The sequence below is a fragment of the Thiospirillum jenense genome, assembly GCF_014145225.1.
Classification (GTDB): domain Bacteria; phylum Pseudomonadota; class Gammaproteobacteria; order Chromatiales; family Chromatiaceae; genus Thiospirillum; species Thiospirillum jenense.
The window spans coordinates 1-18,602 of sequence record NZ_JABVCQ010000005.1; the positions used below are offsets into that span (position 1 = coordinate 1).

The window sequence follows — 18,602 nt, forward strand, 5'->3', positions numbered from 1 at the left end:
TAATTGCCCCGAGCGCCGATCAAAAATAATTAACCACCCGCTGTCTAATCCCAATCCCGCCAAATAGCCGTCTAATTGTTCTAATCCCGCTGTCAATGGGTCTTTTTCATTCTCCCGCCACACTTTTAATTCTATTCCGAGCGTCACCGCGCCATAGCGCAAGCATAAATCCATTCGCCCCGAGCCAATGGCGTATTCCCGTTCGAGGGTGCCATCACCATTCACCACGCGATGCAAAAATGCCATTAACACCAAATGCGGCGCGATCTCATGGTAGGGCGCACTTTTTAATAGTGGTTGACCGTGTTGCCGCCAAAAGATTAGAAAGGTTTTTAATAATTGCTCGGGATTCAAACTGCCATCGCTATTTAACCAAGTTGGGTGAATATGCGGTAATGTATCCTGTGGGCCGCTGGCTAATGCTCGCGGTAATACTTCCCGATAAATCGGATTAGCAATGATTAATCCACCGCTCCGATCCCGCCGCAATAATCCTAAATCAACTAAGTATTGACGATCATCATCCGGCACGTTGTCTAATAGAGTGCCTGCTAACATCGGTTCAATCACGCGGCGGACGCGCTCCTCGCGCAATTTATCGGCTAATTGATCCAAATGCGTCACACGGTTAATAATTAAGTATTCTTTTGCTTGATTGATGTGCGTAATCGTAATTGATTGAGAACGGTCGCGGGCTTCGGGTTGATCAAAACATGCTTGATAGGCAAGTGCATTGACTAACCAGGGTTGCCCTTGTGTTAATTGCCAGACCTGTTCAATTGCTTCTGGTGTAAAAACCTGCCCCGTTTCTGTCGTGTGTTCTGCTAATAAACTGGTCACTTCAGTGAGATTGAAATCGCCTAATCGTAATGATTTAGCTTTAATATTAAACGCGCTGCCGCCGGTAATTGGACTGGCTTCAGAACGCGCATGAATCCGATAATCACGCAAATCACGCACACCGCAGAGAATGATTGATTGTGGAAATGCGACCGGGCGTTGCGTATAGCCAGCGCGCAATTGACGCAATAATGAAATGAGCGTGTCACCAATTAACGCATCCACTTCGTCGAGTAATAAAACCAGCGGTTGCGGTGTATTCAAACTCCATTGTTCTAATAATCCTAATAGGATTCCATCGGCACCGCGTGAATGACGATTGAGTTCATGCCATTGCTGTAGCCGTTCTTCTCCAATTTGTAATCGAGCGGCGCTGCTAATACTGCCGCAAATCGCGTGCATTCCGCGGGCGACATCTTCACGCGCCGTTTGGGCGATTTCTAAATTGACATACACCGCTCGATAACGCCCGTCGTTATTCAAATACTCCATTAACGCTAATAAACACGACGTTTTGCCAGTTTGACGCGGCGCGTGTAATAAGAAGTATTTTTGTTGATGGATTAACTCGATAATTTCATTTAAATTCCAACGAGTGAGCGGCGGCAAATAGTAATGAATGTCAGCGCGCACTGGCCCTTCGGTATTGAAAAAACGCATGATGAAACTCCGACGGTGGAAATAAAAATGTCTTATTGCTGTGTGGTCACACAGATAATATCTTGCTCGTTGTCATACCATTTATTAGAATTGCTCTAACGCGGATCATTAATAACTGATCACTCACACGCTCCAGCATGGCAACGATCAAACCCCGCTGATTTTGTTAGTTGCAACACCTCTAATATCTGCAATATGACAAGTGTCTTAGTATTATACTGCTAACATATTAAAGTTATTTTAATTAACAAAATCAGCTAGTTAGCTGGTAGCATAAATGTATCGGTAAACTAGACTTGTTCTAACACTTATAAAACAAGGAGTTAGCAACGCTAAAATCTCCACATTTCTGTGGATGTGGCAAAAATAAAATCTTATAAATCAGCGTGATACTGCTCACGCCGTCAAAACAACTCTACTCTTAATGACTAAGCTCCCGCAATCAACTAAGTGGCAAATGATTGTCCAGCGCCTGCAAATGGCATTGCAGCAAGAAGAACCGGAGCGGATTCGGGCGCTACTCAATACACTGGACACGCCACTTCGGCGCTGTTCATTGGTGCCGAGTGGCAAGATAGTCCCCGCTGGCAACGGCTGGCACCCTTATTGACCGCGCCGGGCATCGCGGTGCATTTTTTGCCGCGCACCCCGGGCATATCGAGCACGGCGCTGCGACAGGTATTAAACCGATAACACTGATAGCGGCGCGGGTAGAGCGAATGGCGAGTTAATTAACGGTGACTACAATGGTGATGGGGTTTTTGATCGTTCCTATGCTCCAGCGTGGGAACTTTTATTCAAGCCCGAATCACAACAATACGCCGCCCGTGTTGACTGAATTGCTCACCATGATTCATCCGCTCCGCAATTGGCAATTGCCCCGAGCGCCGATCAAAGATAATTAACCACCCGCTGTCCAATCCCAATCCAGCGAGATACCCATCTAACTGTTCTAATCCCGTTGTTAATGGGTCTTTTTCATTCTCCCGCCAGACTTTTAATTCTATTCCGAGCGTCACCGCGCCATACCGCAAGCATAAATCCATTCGCCCTGAACCAATAGCGTATTCCCGTTCGAGCATACCATCACCATTCACCACGCGGTGTAAAAATGCCATTAACACCAAATGCGGCGCGATCTCATGGTAGGGCGCACTTTTTAATAGCGGTTGACCATGTTGCCGCCAAAATATTAAAAAGGTTTTTAATAATTGCTCGGGATTTAAACTGCCATCGCTATTTAACCAAGTTGGATGAATGTGCGGTAATGACGCTTGCGGGGTGAAAGATAAACTACGCGGCAACACTTCTTTATAAATCGGATTGGCTATTCGTAACCCCCCGCTCGTTGTCATTCGGCACAGGCCGAGATCAATTAAATATTGAATATCATCATCCGGCACGTTGTCTAATACAGTGCCTGCTAACATCGGTTCAATCACGCGGCGGACGCGCTCCTCGCGCAATTTATCGGCTAATTGATCCAAATGCGTCACGCGGTTAATAATTAAGTATTCTTTTGCTTGATTGATGTGCGTAATGGTAATTGATTGAGAACGCTCACGCCCAGCGGGCAGGCGAAAACATACATGATACGCAAGTGCATTGACTAACCAGGGTTGACCTTGCGTTAATTGCCAGACCTGTTCAATTGCTTCTGGCGTAAAAACCTGCCCCGTTTCTGTTGTGTGTTCTGTTAATAACGCGGCTACTTCAGCGGCAGTGAAATCGCCTAATCGTAATGATTCGGCTTTAATATTAAACGCGCTGCCGCCGGTAATTGGGCTGGCTTCAGAACGCGCATGAATGCGGTAATCACGCAAATCGCGTACGCCGCAGAGAATAATTGAGTGTGGAAATGCGGCCGGGCGTTGCGTATAGCCGGCGCGCAATTGACGCAATAATGAAATCAGCGTGTCACCAATTAACGCATCCACTTCGTCGAGTAAAAGTACCGCCGGCCGTTCGTCTAATTGCGCCCAATATTCCAGCATTTGAGTTAAACGATCTTCGGCTGGTAATTCCGCACCGTATTGTTGTTGCCAATCAATCAGTCGCGTATCGTGCAAATAAAACCGCGCCGAGCGCCCCAATACACTGCAAATAGTCGCCATTCCACGTTCTACATCCTCACGAGCCGCCTGCGCACTTTCGAGATTCGCGTAAAGTGCTCGATAACGCCCGTCATTATTCAAATATTCCATTAACGCCAATAAACACGAGGTTTTACCAGTTTGACGCGGCGCGTGCAAAAGGAAGTATTTTTGTTGATGGATGAGTTCGATAATTTCATTTAAATTCCACCGAGTGAGCGGCGGTAAGTAGTAATGAATGTCAGCACGGACGGGGCCTTCAGTATTGAAAAAACGCATAATAAAACTCCAACAGTGGAACTGAAATCGGGTTATTGCTGCACGGTTGCGTCGATGACGTGTTGCTTGTCATTATACCGTTTGTTATTGAATAAACGCTTGACGTGTAGTGACCGTAACACAGGTACGCCAATTTCTCACAATTTATCAGCGCGAATATCCATGAATGAGTTTGACGGTTTTGTAGTACAATTGTTCGTTGATGAAGATGGTGCTTGGATTACACACCGCTGTTTAATTCTATTTAACTGACAATCATTTTCAACACCATTGTCATGCCCGCGTCTGCGGGAATGACGGCTGTATTAACAGAAGCACTTAACAGTCCTGCCGGACAAGCGATTTTTTTAAGATGATGTACTTACATTCTAATAAAAGATTTAATGATTTAAACCGGCGCATATCCGACCATACAATCAACGTAGCCGTGCGTTAATTCAATTTCTGACACCACTATGTACAAGCGGTTGTCAAATAACAGTATTAAAAAAGCCAATTTCAGCGTTAGCTCGTTACTACAGCGGTAATCCTAATTGGAGAGAATGTAAAAATAGCGTTGTTCAATAAAGTTAATCAGCGGTAGAATGACTGAAAACCGGTGTTTATAAAGTATGTTACACATAACACAGCTGAATATTTACATGATTAATTTAATTGAACTGAATGTTCCAATATTTAGAATGCGGGAACGATCACCTGCGTAACTTTCGATATTTACCTTTAGGTTATTCTAGGAACAAAATTAAATGCAAAATATTATGTATGTCTTACTATCTACGATGCTGTTAACAGGTTGTGCATCAATAAAACCTGCCAATGATATTGCCGTAGTTCAACTGATTCAATCAACTAAAAGCTGGAATGAACAGCCACTGCCAGCCTACAAAACCGGCACACCTGAAATCACGATTTTGCGCATTACCATTCCGCCGCATCACGCGCTACCAATGCACACGCACCCAGTCATCAATGCCGGCGTACTCCTCAAAGGTCAACTCACAGTAATAACCGATAGCAATCAAGTTTTACACCTAAAACCCAATGATCCAATTGTAGAAGTCATAGATACATGGCATTATGGTAAAAATGAAGGGAACGAACCAGCCGAAATTATCGTATTCTACGCTGGAGAAAAAGGTCAACCAATCACGATTAAGCAGTCTAAAAAATGACCGTTTACATACACCAGTTAAGCAACTAACTTAGCTAAATTGACATAATTACCCGCTCCACCATTGTTATGAACTGCGCTATGTGTCATGCACAAAATATAATTCACACCCGCGTATTTATTTTATTCGCATTGTTGCTAAGTTTGACGGCCAATGCTACCTCGCAGTTAGATACTGTTACCTTGCAATTAAAATGGAAACATCAATTTCAATTCGCCGGGTATTACGCCGCACAAGCAAAAGGGTTTTATCAGGAAGTCGGGTTAGATGTAAGAATTATTGAAGCAGCCCCCGGTGTAGATAGTACACATGAAGTGGTGGCGGGCCGCGCTCAATTCGGAGTTGGTACTAGTGAGTTAATTCTGAATCGCTATCGTGGCGAGCCAGTGTTGGTATTGGGAGTTATTTTTCAACATTCGCCGCTCAGTTTGGTGACATTAACCGATTCTGGTATTGAACATATTCACAAACTCGTTGGTCATCAGCTGATGATTGAACCAAGTTCAGCCGAATTATTTGCGTATTTATATCAAGAAGGCTTTACCCAAAAAGCCTTTGTGATGCAGCATCATAGTTTTGATTTAAACGATCTAATCAATGGACAAACCGATGCAATGTCGGTATATTCCACCGATGAAGTCTATGAACTAAAACAATTAAATCGAACGTATAATCTATTTAGTCCCCGTATGAGCGGTATTGATTTTTATGGTGATAACTTCTTTACTACGGAAACCGAATTAGAACAACACCCCCAACGTGTCAAAGCTTTTCGTGAAGCAACGCTGCAAGGCTGGCGTTATGCCATGCAAAATCCCGATGAAATCATCCAGTTAATTTATCAAAAATACTCCCAGCGTCATAGCATTGCGCATTTACAATTCGAGGCACAAGCAATGCGTGATTTAATGCGTCCAGAATTAATTGACCCGGGTTATATGAATATTGGGCGCTGGCAACATATTGCCAAAACATATCATTATTTAGGGATGTTGCCCGAACGTTTTAATGTTGAACAAATGCTGTACATTCCCAACTCAGAATTAGATTTACAGCGTTTAAAACGCCAATTGTATTATACTATGGCTATATTGATCTTAGTATCTTTAATTGTTTTGTTGTTGTTTTATTTCTATCGCAGAGCAAAAATAAGCGAAGTAAGACTCAATACAATTTTTAATTATACGCCGTTGGGATTGATGATTTTAAATAATAAAAATCAGGTCGTGAATTGGAATTTTGCAGCGGAAAAAACTTTTTTATGGAAATCCGCTGAAGTGATTGGAAAAACTGTATTACTCATTGTCCCAACCCGCGAACGTGATGCAGTGCAAACGGTGTTAAATACGGTGCATCAAGAACAGCAAGTTATTCATCACGAAAATATCAATCTTAAAAAAGATGGGCAGGAAATTCTATGTGAATGGATTAATGCGCCATTTAAAAGTCGGATTGAAAAATCCAATTTTATTATTTGCATAGCGCGTGATATTACCGAAAAACGCGCATTGCAAAAGCAACTAGAACAGGCAGCATTGTATGACAATTTAACTGGGTTACCGAATCGCGTGTTTATCCTAACCCAATTAAAAAAAGCACTTGCTTTAGCAGCACGACATCAAACTAAATTAGGGGTGCTATTTTTTGATTTAAATGGGTTTAAAGAAATTAACGATACTCTCGGACATCAGCTAGGCGATTTGTTATTGCAAGTTTTTGCAACGAGATTACAGCAATCAATACGCGAAACTGATTATGTTGGTCGATTGGCTGGAGATGAGTTTTTAATGATTTTACAAGATGTGGGTTCATTAGATAACGCCCAGAAAATCGTTGAAAAGTTACATGCCAACATCAATCAACCTTGCCAATTAAACAATGAAATAATTGAGGTATCGGCCAGCGTTGGTATTGCTATCTATCCCGATCATGCCATTGATGCCGATGCGCTTATTTATTGCGCTGATAAAAACATGTATCAAGCAAAACAGCGTCAAGCAAAATCACATATCGCTAAACGCCATCGTTGATTGTGTACAGATCAGTTTGAACGACAATCGTTATTGTGCGAAATTCATTGATCGTTTAATTCAGACCACTCAGCATCGGTAAATAATCTGGAACGAGTGATAAATACCAACCCCTCAGGGCCTTCTAAAGAAAATGTGCCGCCGTATCCTTCGGTTATATCAATGATAAGCTGCGTATGTTGCCAATATGCGTACTGAGAACGGCTCATATAAAATAGCACACCGCCAATCTCACCCAATTGAATATCACGCTGTGCGCTGACCTGTAATTCACCGGCAAGATAACAATTTGCCGCACTGCCATCGCAACAGCCGCCCGATTGATGAAACATTAATTGACCGTGTTGTTTTTTTAGTTTTTCAATCAATGCTAATGCCGCATCAGTGGCGATCACTCGTTTAACCGTCATGCAAATCCCTCAAATAAGAAACGGGATCACTGAATGTAATCCCGTTAATATTTAATACTAATTGTGCAGTCACAAATCAAAATGGGTAAATGACCGCGTTTATTGAACTAGAAAAACCCGAGTTTATTTTCGGAATAACTAATCAATAGGTTTTTCGTTTTTTGGTAATGATCAAGCATCATTTTATGTGTTTCACGGCCAAGGCCAGATTCTTTATAGCCACCAAATGCCGCGTGTGCAGGATAGGCATGATAACAATTGATCCACACGCGCCCGGCTTGAATTGCCCGACCCATGCGATAAGCGACATTACCATTGCGGCTCCAAACGCCCGCGCCCAATCCATATAAACTGTCATTTGCTAATGACACCGCTTCTGTTTCATCTTGAAAGGTGGTCACAGCTAATACGGGGCCGAAGATTTCTTCTTGGAAAATTCGCATTTTATTATGCCCCTTGAATAGCGTTGGCTGCACATAATAACCGCCGTCGAGTTCATTCCCGAAATGCGCTTGTGCGCCGCCACATAGGATTTCTGCCCCTTCCTGCCGCCCCAAATCAAGATATGCCAGTATTTTAGTTAATTGTTCTTTAGACGCCTGCGCACCCATCATGGTTTCTGTATCCAATGGATTGCCATGTTTAATTGCCGCCACGCGCTGGAGAACACGCTCTATAAAAGGTTCATAAATACTCGTATGAATGAGGGCGCGGGATGGACAGGTGCAGACTTCACCTTGATTGAATGCAAATAATACCAAACCTTCAATTGCTTTATCTAAAAACGCATCATCCTTTTCCATGACATCCGGGAAAAAGATATTCGGTGATTTACCACCCAATTCGAGCGTAGCTGGAATTAAATTATTGGCTGCCGCTTGTGCAATAAGACGCCCAGTCGTAGTTGAACCCGTGAAAGCAATTTTGGCAATGCGCGGATGAGTTGCCAATGGCATTCCGGCTTCACGACCAAAACCATTGACGATATTTAACACGCCCGGCGGTAATAAATCAGCAATTAACTCCATTAATACCAGAATAGAGATGGGCGTTGATTCAGCCGGTTTTAAGACCACGCAATTCCCCGCACCAAGCGCGGGTGCTAATTTCCACGCCGCCATTAAAATCGGGAAATTCCAGGGAATAATCTGCCCCACAACACCTAATGGTTCGTGGAAATGATACGCGACTGTCGTCACGTCTAAATCACTAATACTGCCTTCCTGAGCGCGCACCGCCCCGGCGAAATAACGGAAATGATCGCTGGATAATGGAATATCCGCCGCTAATGTTTCTCGAATCGGTTTGCCATTATCTACCGTTTCGGCATACGCTAAACGCTCAAGATTTGCATCAATTCGATCAGCAATTTTTAATAAAAAATTAGCGCGTTCAGTTGCCGATGTTTTACCCCATGCAGCCGCCGCTGAATGCGCAGCATCTAATGCTAATTCAATATCTTCAGCAGTAGAGCGGGCGGCTTGGGTATATTTCGTACCGGAAATCGGTGTGATGACATCGAAGTATTGTCCCTTAACTGGTGGTGTCCATTGACCGCCAATAAAGTTATCGTATTGAGATTTATATTGAACGATGGCGTTAGCACTGCCGGGTGCAGCATAAATCATATTCAATCTCCTGTAGCATTGAGCAACTATTTTAATTCAACATTAACCGAGTTGAACGTCTAGTATACTGGTTTTATTTAATCAAGGCAAAACCACAGAGCGAATCATCAATAATGCAAGCAAACTGTTTAGCTGCTACCAAGATCAATCTGTGCTATGGTAGTCGCCGAATACGCCAAGCGTTGATAATGGAAATATAGCATATGAACCAAGCAGTCACATTACTTTGCCGCGCTGAACAATTGAGTAAAGTCATTGATGCGCCTGATGGGCAACTCACCATTTTGTCAAAAGTTAATTTAACCGTCGCGGCAGGTGAAGCAGTCGCCATTCTCGGCGCCTCCGGCTCGGGTAAATCCACTTTATTAGGGTTATTAGCCGGTTTAGATCAAGCAACCAGCGGTAGTATTTGGCTCGATGCAATCTGTTTAGATCAATGTAATGAAGATGAACGCGCTGCGCATCGCAGTGGCCGCGTCGGATTTGTATTCCAAAGTTTTCAATTATTACCGACGCTCACCGCATTAGAAAATGTCTCTTTACCATTGGAATTATCAGGACAGCACCGGCACGACGCCCGCCAACGTGCCTTGACTGCATTAAATCAAGTTGGATTAAGCGCCCGCGTGAATCATTACCCGCGGCAATTATCTGGCGGTGAACAACAGCGCGTTGCCATTGCGCGTGCCTGCGCCCCCGCCCCGCGCATTTTATTTGCCGACGAACCAACCGGTAATTTAGACGCCGCCACCGGCAGTCGCATTATTGATTTATTACTACAGCTCCGCGCCAATTTAGGCGCCGCATTAGTCTTAGTCACCCATGATGCCGCATTAGCCGCCCGCTGTGATCGGCGTTTATTAATGACAGATGGGCAATTGGAACCATTAACATGACCACGACTGTTTTTAATCGGTTTTTATTTCTTAAATCCATGCGACAGCATTGGCAAACTGCTATTCTCGCACTGCGCTTATTAAATCGTGATTGGCGCAGCGGCGAATTACACGTTTTAACTTTAGCCTTGATATTAACGGTGACAGCCACCACCGCCGTTGGTTTTTTCACTGACCGCTTGACCCGCGCCTTGCACCAACAAGGCAGCGAATTATTAGCGGCCGATTTAGCAATTGATTCTGCCCAACCCCTGCCACCCGCGCTCATCAATCACGCACAACAATTAGGTTTAACCCGTGCCAATTGGATCAGTTGGCGCAGTGTTATCATTGCCAATGAGCGCACTCAATTAGTGGAAATCAAAGCCGTGACAGCCCGTTATCCATTGCGCGGCGCGCTGCGGTGGCAATCACACGTTAATCAATCTAATCAATCAGAACATATTGAAACGGGCGGGATTTCATTAGCAGCGCAACATATTTTAGTGGAACCGCGTCTGTTAATTTTATTAAAAACCAGCGTTGGTAACACAGTGAAACTCGGCCGCAGTCAATTCGTGATCGCCGGGGTGTTGAATTATGAACCCGATCGCGGCGGCAATTTATTTGCGTATGCGCCGCGTGTTTTAATGAATGAAGCAGATGTTGCCGCCACCGATTTAGTTACGCCATTAAGCCGTGTGCGTCATCGGTTGTTAATTGCCGGTGATGAGACGGCGGTGAATGCGTTTATGACTTGGGTGAAACCGCAATTACCTAAAAATGCTGATTTATTAGATGCGCGCACCACTCGTCCGGAATTAGCCACCGCAGTTGATCGCGCCGCCCGCTTTTTACAATTAGCCGCATTAGTCACGTTATTAGTTGCCGGCGCCGCACTCGCATTAGCCAGTCGCCGTTTAGTTGAACGCCAAACCGATGCGGTTGCCATTATGCGCGCATTAGGTGCGCCCAAACAGCGGTTAATTGGTTTATTTGCATTCCGATTATTGTGGTTGGGATTGATCGCCAGCGGACTTGGTTGTTTTATTGGTTACATCGCGCAACACGGTTTAATCTGGTTATTAGCCGATCAATTATTAAATTTATCACTTCCAGCGGCGAGTTTTAAACCCGCGTTCATTGGTTTTGCGACCGGTTTAATTGCATTGGCGGGCTTTGCTTTACCGCCGCTCATTCAATTAGCACAGGTCACACCATTGCGCGTGTTACGCCGTGATTTAGGGACGCCGCGCTCGGCTACGCTCTTCACTGCATTCACCGCCACAGCGGCTATGATGATTTTATTATTGTGGCAAGCGGGCGATCTGAATTTGGCAATGCGCGTGTTATTCGGCGTTATTGGCGCCGTGATTGCATTGGTTTTATTTGCCGGCATGTTAATTTTACTCGCCCGTTTTATGACGCGCTATAGCAGCGGGATTTGGCATTTGGGATTAGCGGGATTTGCGCGGCGGCCAACCGCAGCGGTATTACAAATGACGGGCTTTGGATTAGGTATTTTGGCGTTGTTATTATTAACAGTGGTACGGGTTGATTTATTAAGTGCGTGGCAGGACAGCTTGCCAGTGAATACCCCCAACCAGTTTTTAATTAACATTCAACCGCAAGAAGTGGCGCCGTTGCGGGAATATTTAGCCACGCAAGACATTAATGACATCACGCTTTATCCGATGATTCGTGGGCGGTTAATTGGGCTTGCAGGGCGCGTTATTCAACCCGAGGATTTCCCGAATGAACGAGCGCGGCGGTTAGTGGAACGTGAATTCAATTTGAGCGTGGCAAGTGCATTGCAAACGGATAATCAGGTGATTAAAGGGGCGTGGTGGGAAACGCCAGCAGGATTAACCACGCCGCAATTATCTATTGAATCTGGCATTGCCGACACGCTGGGCATTCAATTGGGTGATGAATTGCGGTTTTGGGTGAATGGCCGCGAAATTGCCGCGCCCGTGACCAGTATTCGCAAGGTGCAATGGGACAGTTTTAATGTGAACTTTTTTGTGATTGCCTCCCCCGCGTTATTAGGCGAGGAGCCGGCCAGTTTTATTACCAGTTTTTATTTGCCACCGCAACGCATTGCAATGATGTCTGATTTATTAGCACAGTTTCCCAGCGTCACCCCAATTGATGTCGAGGCGATATTAACTCAGGTGCGGCGGGTGATTGAACGCGGTATTCATGCCGTAGAATATGTGTTGTTATTTACATTGGCGGCGGGCTTTGTGGTAATGATTGCCGGTATTCAAGCGAATTTAACAGCGCGGCGGCGGGAATTAGCCATTTTGCGTACCTTTGGCGCCCAGCGGCAGCAATTACTCTGGGGTTTATTGATTGAGTTTGGCAGTCTGGGATTGGGCGCGGGATTATTAGCGGCCGGCTTTGCGCAATTCATTGCTTATCTATTAGCGCAGTCGGTGTTACAATTGCCCTTTGCGTGGAATGCTTGGCTGTGGTTAATTGGTGGCGGCGGTAGTGCTATAATGATTGGCAGCGCGGGCGCCTTGAGTAGTTATCATTTACTCGTGCGGCCGCCATTACACGCGCTGCGGTTGGGTGAATAACCCAGCATTCGATTGATAATTGTCATGTGGTCAGAAGTCATGCAGTTGAACGGCTGATTGTTAATAAAATATTTGCGTTTCTCCACTGGAGCATGGGAACGATTAAACGAGGATATTGATAATGATTCGGATTGCAAAATTTGTGTTACTTGGTTTAGCAATCATTGCGGTTGGTGTCATTTGGCAACAAACTCAATTAGCGATGTTGGCGCTCAGTCAAATTGATCCAGTGCCAAAAACCCGTGAATTATTAAAAGACGATCACTATGCTGATGCGTCGAGTTATCTTGAGTTTTTCATGGAGTATGATTACGTCAAAAATAATCCCGAGGCGCAGGCATTATGGCAAGAAATTGAACAGGTCCGTGGCAGTTGGAATTATCAAGCCGCAAAAATTGGTGAAGGAGTATTGCAAGGCACGAGTGATGAAACCAGTGGTCAAGTTGCCAGTGTCGTGAGTGATTTTTTCGTCATCGGTGATTTACGCGATCTGGCAAATCAGGGAATAAACGCGGCGCAGGGTGAAGAAGTTGATGAAGTATTAACGGCATTAGCGGCAATTGGTGTGGTCGCAACGGCGGCACAAATTGCGAGTGCCGGTACGGCAACGCCAGCGAAAGTGGGGGTGAGTGTATTAAAAGCAGCGCGTAAATTGGGTCAATTGCCGGCTTGGCTGGGTAAAGCATTAATTGATGGCGCAAAAACAGTGAAGCAAACCAATAAACTGGATGCGGTGAATGATTTATTTGCGGATGTGTATGTATTAGCGAAAACTCGCGGTGGATTAAAACTTTTAAGCAGTACGGCAGATACAAATGCACTGCGGCAGATGGCGACCTTTGCGAAAACCTTTGGGCAGCAGAGCGTGGTGCTGTATCAAGTTGGCGGTCAAGCGGCGATTAAACTTGCGCACCGAGCGGGTGAATTGGGCGCTGATACTATTAAATTAGCCGCCACTTTCGGTCAGGGTGGATTGCGGGTATTGGACAAGGTCGGGGCAATTAAGTTTGTAAAAATAGCCAGTCGGACGGCGAAAATGGTTCATAAGGGTGATTTATTACAATTGATTGCTAAATTATTATTAATACTGCCAATTTGGATGCTGTATATTGTGGTGCTACTTGGTGCTGCCGTATGGCTGCCCTGGCGTTGGTTTTATCGTTTCATTCAGCGCGATTCTGCCACCGACTCAATCGGCGTTCATGCGCGGGTCAATTAAACAGTTATTTCATGTTGAGTAATTAGATATGCCCCGACAACTCGGCGTTTTAATGGATCCAATTGCCGGGATTCAGATTAAAAAAGACAGCACCTTTGCCATGTTATTGGCCGCCCAACAGCGCGGTTGGTCATTGCAGTATTTTGAAATCGGCGATCTATTATTGCGCGACGGTCAAGTATTCGCATTGAGTCGTGACCTGCGCGTGTGGGATGATGCGCACCGCTGGTTTGAATTGAATGAACCGCGCTGGCGGCCATTCACTGATTTTGACCTGGTGTTAATGCGCAAAGACCCGCCGTTTAATATGGAGTATATTTACGCCACCTATCTATTGGAATTGGCGCAGGCGCAGGGCTGTTGGGTAATAAATGATCCGCGCACCTTACGCGATGCGAATGAAAAATTAGCGGTCACATCATTCCCCGATTTAACCCCGCCAATGATTGTCACGCGCCAGCAATTGATCTTGCGCGACTTTTTGCGCGAGCAGGGCGAGATCGTGGTCAAACCACTGGACGGGATGGGCGGGCGCTCGATCTTCCGCGTGCGTCACGGCGATCCCAACGTCGGTGTCATTTTTGAAACGCTCACCGCCCACGCGCAGCAATTTTGCATGGCGCAGCGCTTCATTCCCGAGATTTGCCGCGGTGACAAGCGTATCCTGATCGTCGCTGGTCAACCGGTAGCGCACTTACTCGCCCGCATTCCCAGCGCCGAGGATTCACGCGGCAACCTCGCCGCCGGCGCGATTGGCGAAGTCCGCCCGCTGAGTGACCGCGACCGCCACATTGCCGAACGGGTCGGCGCAACCTTGCTGCAACGCGGCATCTGGTTTGCGGGACTGGACGTGATCGGCGATTGGTTGACCGAAATCAACATCACCAGCCCGACCTGCATCCGCGAACTGGATCGCGCCTGCGGCAGCGACATCGCCGCCGACCTGCTCGTTGCGCTGGAACAACAGTTACTAAAAAACACTCATGCGTAGTCGTACCACGCTCATTTTGGCCACCGTCGCGCTCGTTCTCAACGGTTGCGGCAGCAGTGAAATTCCGGTCTACACCCGCCAATTCACGGCATTTGACAGCCCGGTTGAAATCCGCATTTTGGGCGCATCTGAACCGCTCGCGGCGGCTAAAGCCGATGAAATTGAACAAGATTTTCAGATTCTCGACCGCAGTTTAACGGTGCAACGAGCGGGCGCGTTGCAGCAGGTCAACGAGCGCCTCGCGGGTGACGAGCCATTTGCCGCGCCGCCGTTACTGCTGCCGCTGTTGAAACGCTGTTACACGTTATCGGAGCAGAGCGGGGAGTTATTCAACCCAACCATCGGATTTTTATACGATTTATGGGGTTTTCACGACGTGACCGCTGACTGCGCGCTGACCAGTTTGCCCGAGCCAGCCACGCTCGAACGCATCGTGGCCGCCGCGCCCAAGTTGACCGATTTAAGCCTCAACGACATTCTGTTGCAAAGTGACAACCCCGCCGTCAAGCTCGATTTCCGTGTCGGGGCAATGGGTTACGCGATAGATTTGGCGATGGACAATTTACACGCGCAGGGCATTCGGCACGCGGTGGTGAAAATTGGCGACAACGTGCGCGCCCTCGGCGACCGTGTCGGGCAACCCTGGCGAGTGCCGCTGACCCGACCAGGCGGCGCGGGCGTGATCGGGATGCTCCTCATCAGCGGCAATACCAGCGTGTTCACCCGCAGCGACATGCAACGTAACTGCTTGTATCAAGGCAAGATTTATCACGATGTACTCGACCCGCGCACCGGCTACCCGGTCAACACGGTGCGCGCTGTAACTGTGTTACACGCGGGCGATGCGCTGACCACCGAGGTCGCCGCAACCGCGCTGTTTGTTGCGGGTTTGACGCAGTGGGCGGAAGTGGCAAAACGGTTGAAAATTGACGCGGCGGCGTTGATTGACAGCGACGGCACGGTGCATCTCAGCCCAGAAATGGCGCGCCAACTCAAGGTGATTGACCGCAATGCCAAGTTGGTCGTTGCCGACAATTGGGGCGATTGATGAGCTGCTGACCGAGCAGCCGCCGCCGCGTCATCAAAATCGCTTTTATGTTCAACGGTTTAGCGCGGCGCTGGCGCTGGCGACCGCGTGGCACTTGGCGCTGTTGTGGGTGTTTGAACAGCGCTGGACGGCACCCGCCCCGCCGCCCAAGTCACCGCCGCCGTCGGTGGTGATGGTGCAATTGCTGCCGCTGCCGCCCGTGACTCGTCAACTCGAATCCGCGCCGCCGCTCGCCAATCAACCCGCGCCGCCAATCCAGTCCAGTTCACCGCCGCCGCCAGTCACCGCTGCGCCGCCCCCACCCGCTGTGTCAGCCACGACGGCGTTGCTGTCTAATTTGACGCCGACGGTGGATTGGTCGGCGGCGATCAAATCTCCCCAATCAACAGCTGGGGTTAAATCCCCCCTGCCCCCCTTTGTTAAAGGGGGGGAAGAGGACGATTTCTTTGTTAAAGGAAAGGAATCTCCACCCCCCTTTGCAAAAGGAGAGGAATCTTCACCCCCCTTTGCAAAACTTCACCCCCCGCTGTCATCTCCACCCCCTTTTGCAAAATGGGGGGAAGAGGAAGATTTCTTTGTTAAAGGTGGGGAATCTTCACCCCCCTTTGCAAAAGGGGGGGAGGGGGGATTTTCTTCCGGGCAGCAACGCGGATTTCCCGAGCAAATCACAACGGCGGGTATTTTAAGCAGTCAGGCGGCGACCGTTGCGCAATTATCACAACAAGATCAATCGGTTAGTCAAACTGGCGAGCGGCGGGTGCGGGTGAATGCCGCATCGCGTGATCCGCGTTATGCCAGTTATTTGGACGCTTGGCGACGCAAAGTGGAGGCGATTGGCGCGTTGAATTATCCCGACGCGGCGCGGCATCAGGCGAGTGCGCGCAGTTTGGTGTTGCAAACCTCGGTGCGAGCGGACGGGAGTTTGGCGGCGGTGCGGGTGCTGCGCTCGTCAGGTGAGGCGGCGCTCGATCAGGCGGCGGTGCAAATTGTCACGCTCGCCGCGCCGTTCGCACCGTTGCCAGACAGCATTCGAGCGCGGGCGGATGTGTTGGACATCACGCGCATTTGGCGATTTGTGCCACGCTTGGCATCTGATTGAGACCGTCAGTTCTCATTTTATCGCGGTTGCATCATAGTATCTAATAATCTATACTTTGCTCAACATTAGCGCGGAATGTTCGTAACATGCGATGTCAACCTACGTTACCACGAGAGAAGCCGCCAAACGCCTCGGATGTCACCCAGAAACGCTTAGAAGATGGGCAGATGCCGGCAAAATCCCGCACATTCGCACCAGTAGTGGACAACGTCGTTATGATGTCGATGCCTATCTTGGATTGCGAAAAGAGCGCATTGTCATTATCTATTGCCGCGTCTCTTCATTCAAACAGCGCGATGATCTCGACCGCCAAGTTCAATTCCTGCGCAATCAATATCCGCAAGCAGAAATCATTAAAGACATCGGCAGTGGACTCAATTTCAAAAGAACAGGACTTAAAACCATTTTGGAACGCGCAATGCGCGGCGATTGCATCCAACTTGTGGTTGCCCACCGTGACCGACTGGCAAGATTTGGCGTCGAACTCATTCAACAAGTTATTGAACACAACGGTGGAGAACTCGTGGTTCTCGACCAGTCTGCTCACTCGCCAGAGCATGAACTTATTAAAGACTTGCGCAATGACGCGCAACCAAAAAAAGATATTTAAGTATTGGATGACTGTTTCTCGTTATGTGTTTAATTGGACAATTGATTTTATTCGCTCGTGTCAAAACTGGACGCCCAATTGGATGGAGATTAAAAAATACGCAACACAATTATTACCCAGTTGGACAAAAGAGTGTCCGTTTCAAATTAAAGCAATTGCAATAAAAGATGCAACCACTGCGTTTTTTAAGGCAAAAGGCAAACCACAATTTCGTAGTCGGAAATCACCACAACAATCGTGCTTTATTCCCAAAACGGCAATTAAAATGGCGGGGATTTATCCTAAGATTTCCGGTAAAGGCTTGAAAATACACGAGTCTTTACCAGAATCTTATTTAGATTCACGTTTGTTTTGGAAAGCCGGCAAGTATTATCTTGCAATGCCATCAAAAACACCGCGTGTACCTAATGGCGATAACCAAGCCCGCGTGGTGGCGATTGACCCAGGTATTCGCAATTTTGTCGCTTTCTATTCAGATGACACTTGCGGTTTTATTGGATCAGGTGATTTTTCGCGTATTCAGCGGTTGGCGTGTTATTTAGATGACTTGATTTCCCGAATGACTAAAGTATCTAAACAGCGCCAACATAAAATGCGGATTGCGGCGGCGCGAATGCGGGAAAAAATCAAACATCTCATTGATGAGTTGCACCACAAAACTGCGCTTTTTTTAGTGAAAAACTTTGAATTGATTTTATTGCCAACGTTTGAAACGCAAGCAATGGTGAGTAAAGCGGGGCGTAGAATTCAATCAAAGTCAGTGCGCGCAATGCTCACTTTCGCGCATTATCGTTTTAAGCAATTTATTAAACATAAAGCGTTTGAATACGGTAAGCGGGTTGTGGATGTTAATGAAGCCTATACTAGTAAAACACATCCAGAAACGGGTGAAGTTAAAAACATCGGTGGAGCAAAGTTAATTCGACTCTTATCCGGTGCATGGGTTAATCGTGATTTAGTTGGTGCGCGTAATATCTTATTACGCGCTTTGGTAGATACACCCCAGTCTGCGGATTGGCAGTTGATCATTTCTCAGCATTGTTGAGCGATGTTTAAGAAAAAA

Annotated in this window: 15 protein-coding genes; 11 read left to right on the top strand and 4 right to left on the bottom strand. The window is 46.9% G+C overall.

The features are described 5' to 3' along the window. Positions 1 to 1,500 (bottom strand): AAA-like domain-containing protein (locus tag HUK38_RS02935; protein WP_182582357.1); only part of this gene is annotated, 1,500 nt, incomplete at its 3' end. A 450-nt stretch (positions 1,501 to 1,950) separates the two neighbouring features. Here HUK38_RS02935 and HUK38_RS02940 point away from each other — a divergent pair. Continuing rightward, on the top strand, positions 1,951 to 2,193 hold the full coding sequence (locus HUK38_RS02940; protein ID WP_238787409.1) for a hypothetical protein: 243 nt from the start codon (positions 1,951 to 1,953) through the stop codon (positions 2,191 to 2,193). Positions 2,194 to 2,297: 104 nt separating this feature from the next. Here HUK38_RS02940 and HUK38_RS02945 read toward each other — a convergent pair whose 3' ends face one another. Further along, positions 2,298 to 3,872 (bottom strand): AAA-like domain-containing protein, encoded by a 1,575-nt coding sequence (locus tag HUK38_RS02945; RefSeq protein ID WP_182582360.1) that lies wholly within the window; start codon positions 3,870 to 3,872, stop codon positions 2,298 to 2,300. A gap of 746 nt (positions 3,873 to 4,618) precedes the next feature. Here HUK38_RS02945 and HUK38_RS02950 point away from each other — a divergent pair. Next, positions 4,619 to 5,044 (top strand): cupin domain-containing protein, encoded by a 426-nt coding sequence (locus HUK38_RS02950; protein WP_182582361.1) that lies wholly within the window; start codon positions 4,619 to 4,621, stop codon positions 5,042 to 5,044. 80 nt (positions 5,045 to 5,124) lie between these two features. Beyond that, positions 5,125 to 7,074 (top strand): diguanylate cyclase domain-containing protein, encoded by a 1,950-nt coding sequence (locus HUK38_RS02955; RefSeq protein WP_182582363.1) that lies wholly within the window; start codon positions 5,125 to 5,127, stop codon positions 7,072 to 7,074. Positions 7,075 to 7,118: 44 nt separating this feature from the next. Here HUK38_RS02955 and HUK38_RS02960 read toward each other — a convergent pair whose 3' ends face one another. Together HUK38_RS02960 and exaC are read right to left on the bottom strand one after the other, a co-directional pair. After that, the gene (locus HUK38_RS02960; RefSeq protein ID WP_182582364.1) at positions 7,119 to 7,484 is read right to left on the bottom strand and encodes a DUF779 domain-containing protein; all 366 of its coding nucleotides are present in this window, start codon (positions 7,482 to 7,484) and stop codon (positions 7,119 to 7,121) included. A 107-nt stretch (positions 7,485 to 7,591) separates the two neighbouring features. Next, on the bottom strand, positions 7,592 to 9,112 hold the full coding sequence (exaC, locus tag HUK38_RS02965; protein ID WP_182582366.1) for an acetaldehyde dehydrogenase ExaC: 1,521 nt from the start codon (positions 9,110 to 9,112) through the stop codon (positions 7,592 to 7,594). Between the two features lie 203 nt (positions 9,113 to 9,315). On the opposite strand from exaC, the gene HUK38_RS02970 reads away from it, so the two are divergent. From HUK38_RS02970 to HUK38_RS03005, 8 genes are all read left to right on the top strand, one after another. Continuing rightward, the gene (locus HUK38_RS02970) at positions 9,316 to 10,008 is read left to right on the top strand and encodes an ABC transporter ATP-binding protein (protein WP_182582367.1); all 693 of its coding nucleotides are present in this window, start codon (positions 9,316 to 9,318) and stop codon (positions 10,006 to 10,008) included. Beyond that, complete coding sequence (locus tag HUK38_RS02975) at positions 10,005 to 12,572, top strand: ABC transporter permease (RefSeq protein WP_238787411.1); 2,568 nt, start codon at positions 10,005 to 10,007, stop codon at positions 12,570 to 12,572. Before HUK38_RS02970 ends, HUK38_RS02975 begins: the two co-directional genes overlap by 4 nt. Positions 12,573 to 12,693: 121 nt before the next feature. Beyond that, complete coding sequence (locus HUK38_RS02980) at positions 12,694 to 13,791, top strand: hypothetical protein (RefSeq protein ID WP_182582368.1); 1,098 nt, start codon at positions 12,694 to 12,696, stop codon at positions 13,789 to 13,791. A gap of 28 nt (positions 13,792 to 13,819) precedes the next feature. Then, positions 13,820 to 14,782, top strand: a complete 963-nt coding sequence (gene gshB, locus HUK38_RS02985) for a glutathione synthase (RefSeq protein WP_182582370.1) — start codon at positions 13,820 to 13,822, stop codon at positions 14,780 to 14,782. Then, positions 14,775 to 15,830 (top strand): FAD:protein FMN transferase, encoded by a 1,056-nt coding sequence (locus HUK38_RS02990; RefSeq protein ID WP_182582372.1) that lies wholly within the window; start codon positions 14,775 to 14,777, stop codon positions 15,828 to 15,830. Before gshB ends, HUK38_RS02990 begins: the two co-directional genes overlap by 8 nt. Continuing rightward, positions 15,793 to 16,929 carry an energy transducer TonB gene (locus HUK38_RS02995; RefSeq protein ID WP_182582374.1) on the top strand — a complete coding sequence of 379 codons (1,137 nt, stop codon included), beginning with the start codon at positions 15,793 to 15,795 and terminating at the stop codon, positions 16,927 to 16,929. Before HUK38_RS02990 ends, HUK38_RS02995 begins: the two co-directional genes overlap by 38 nt. Positions 16,930 to 17,020: 91 nt before the next feature. Continuing rightward, positions 17,021 to 17,539, top strand: a complete 519-nt coding sequence (locus tag HUK38_RS03000) for an IS607 family transposase (RefSeq protein WP_182582376.1) — start codon at positions 17,021 to 17,023, stop codon at positions 17,537 to 17,539. 7 nt (positions 17,540 to 17,546) lie between these two features. Beyond that, the gene (locus HUK38_RS03005; protein WP_238787412.1) at positions 17,547 to 18,584 is read left to right on the top strand and encodes an RNA-guided endonuclease InsQ/TnpB family protein; all 1,038 of its coding nucleotides are present in this window, start codon (positions 17,547 to 17,549) and stop codon (positions 18,582 to 18,584) included. Positions 18,585 to 18,602 lie beyond the last annotated feature (18 nt).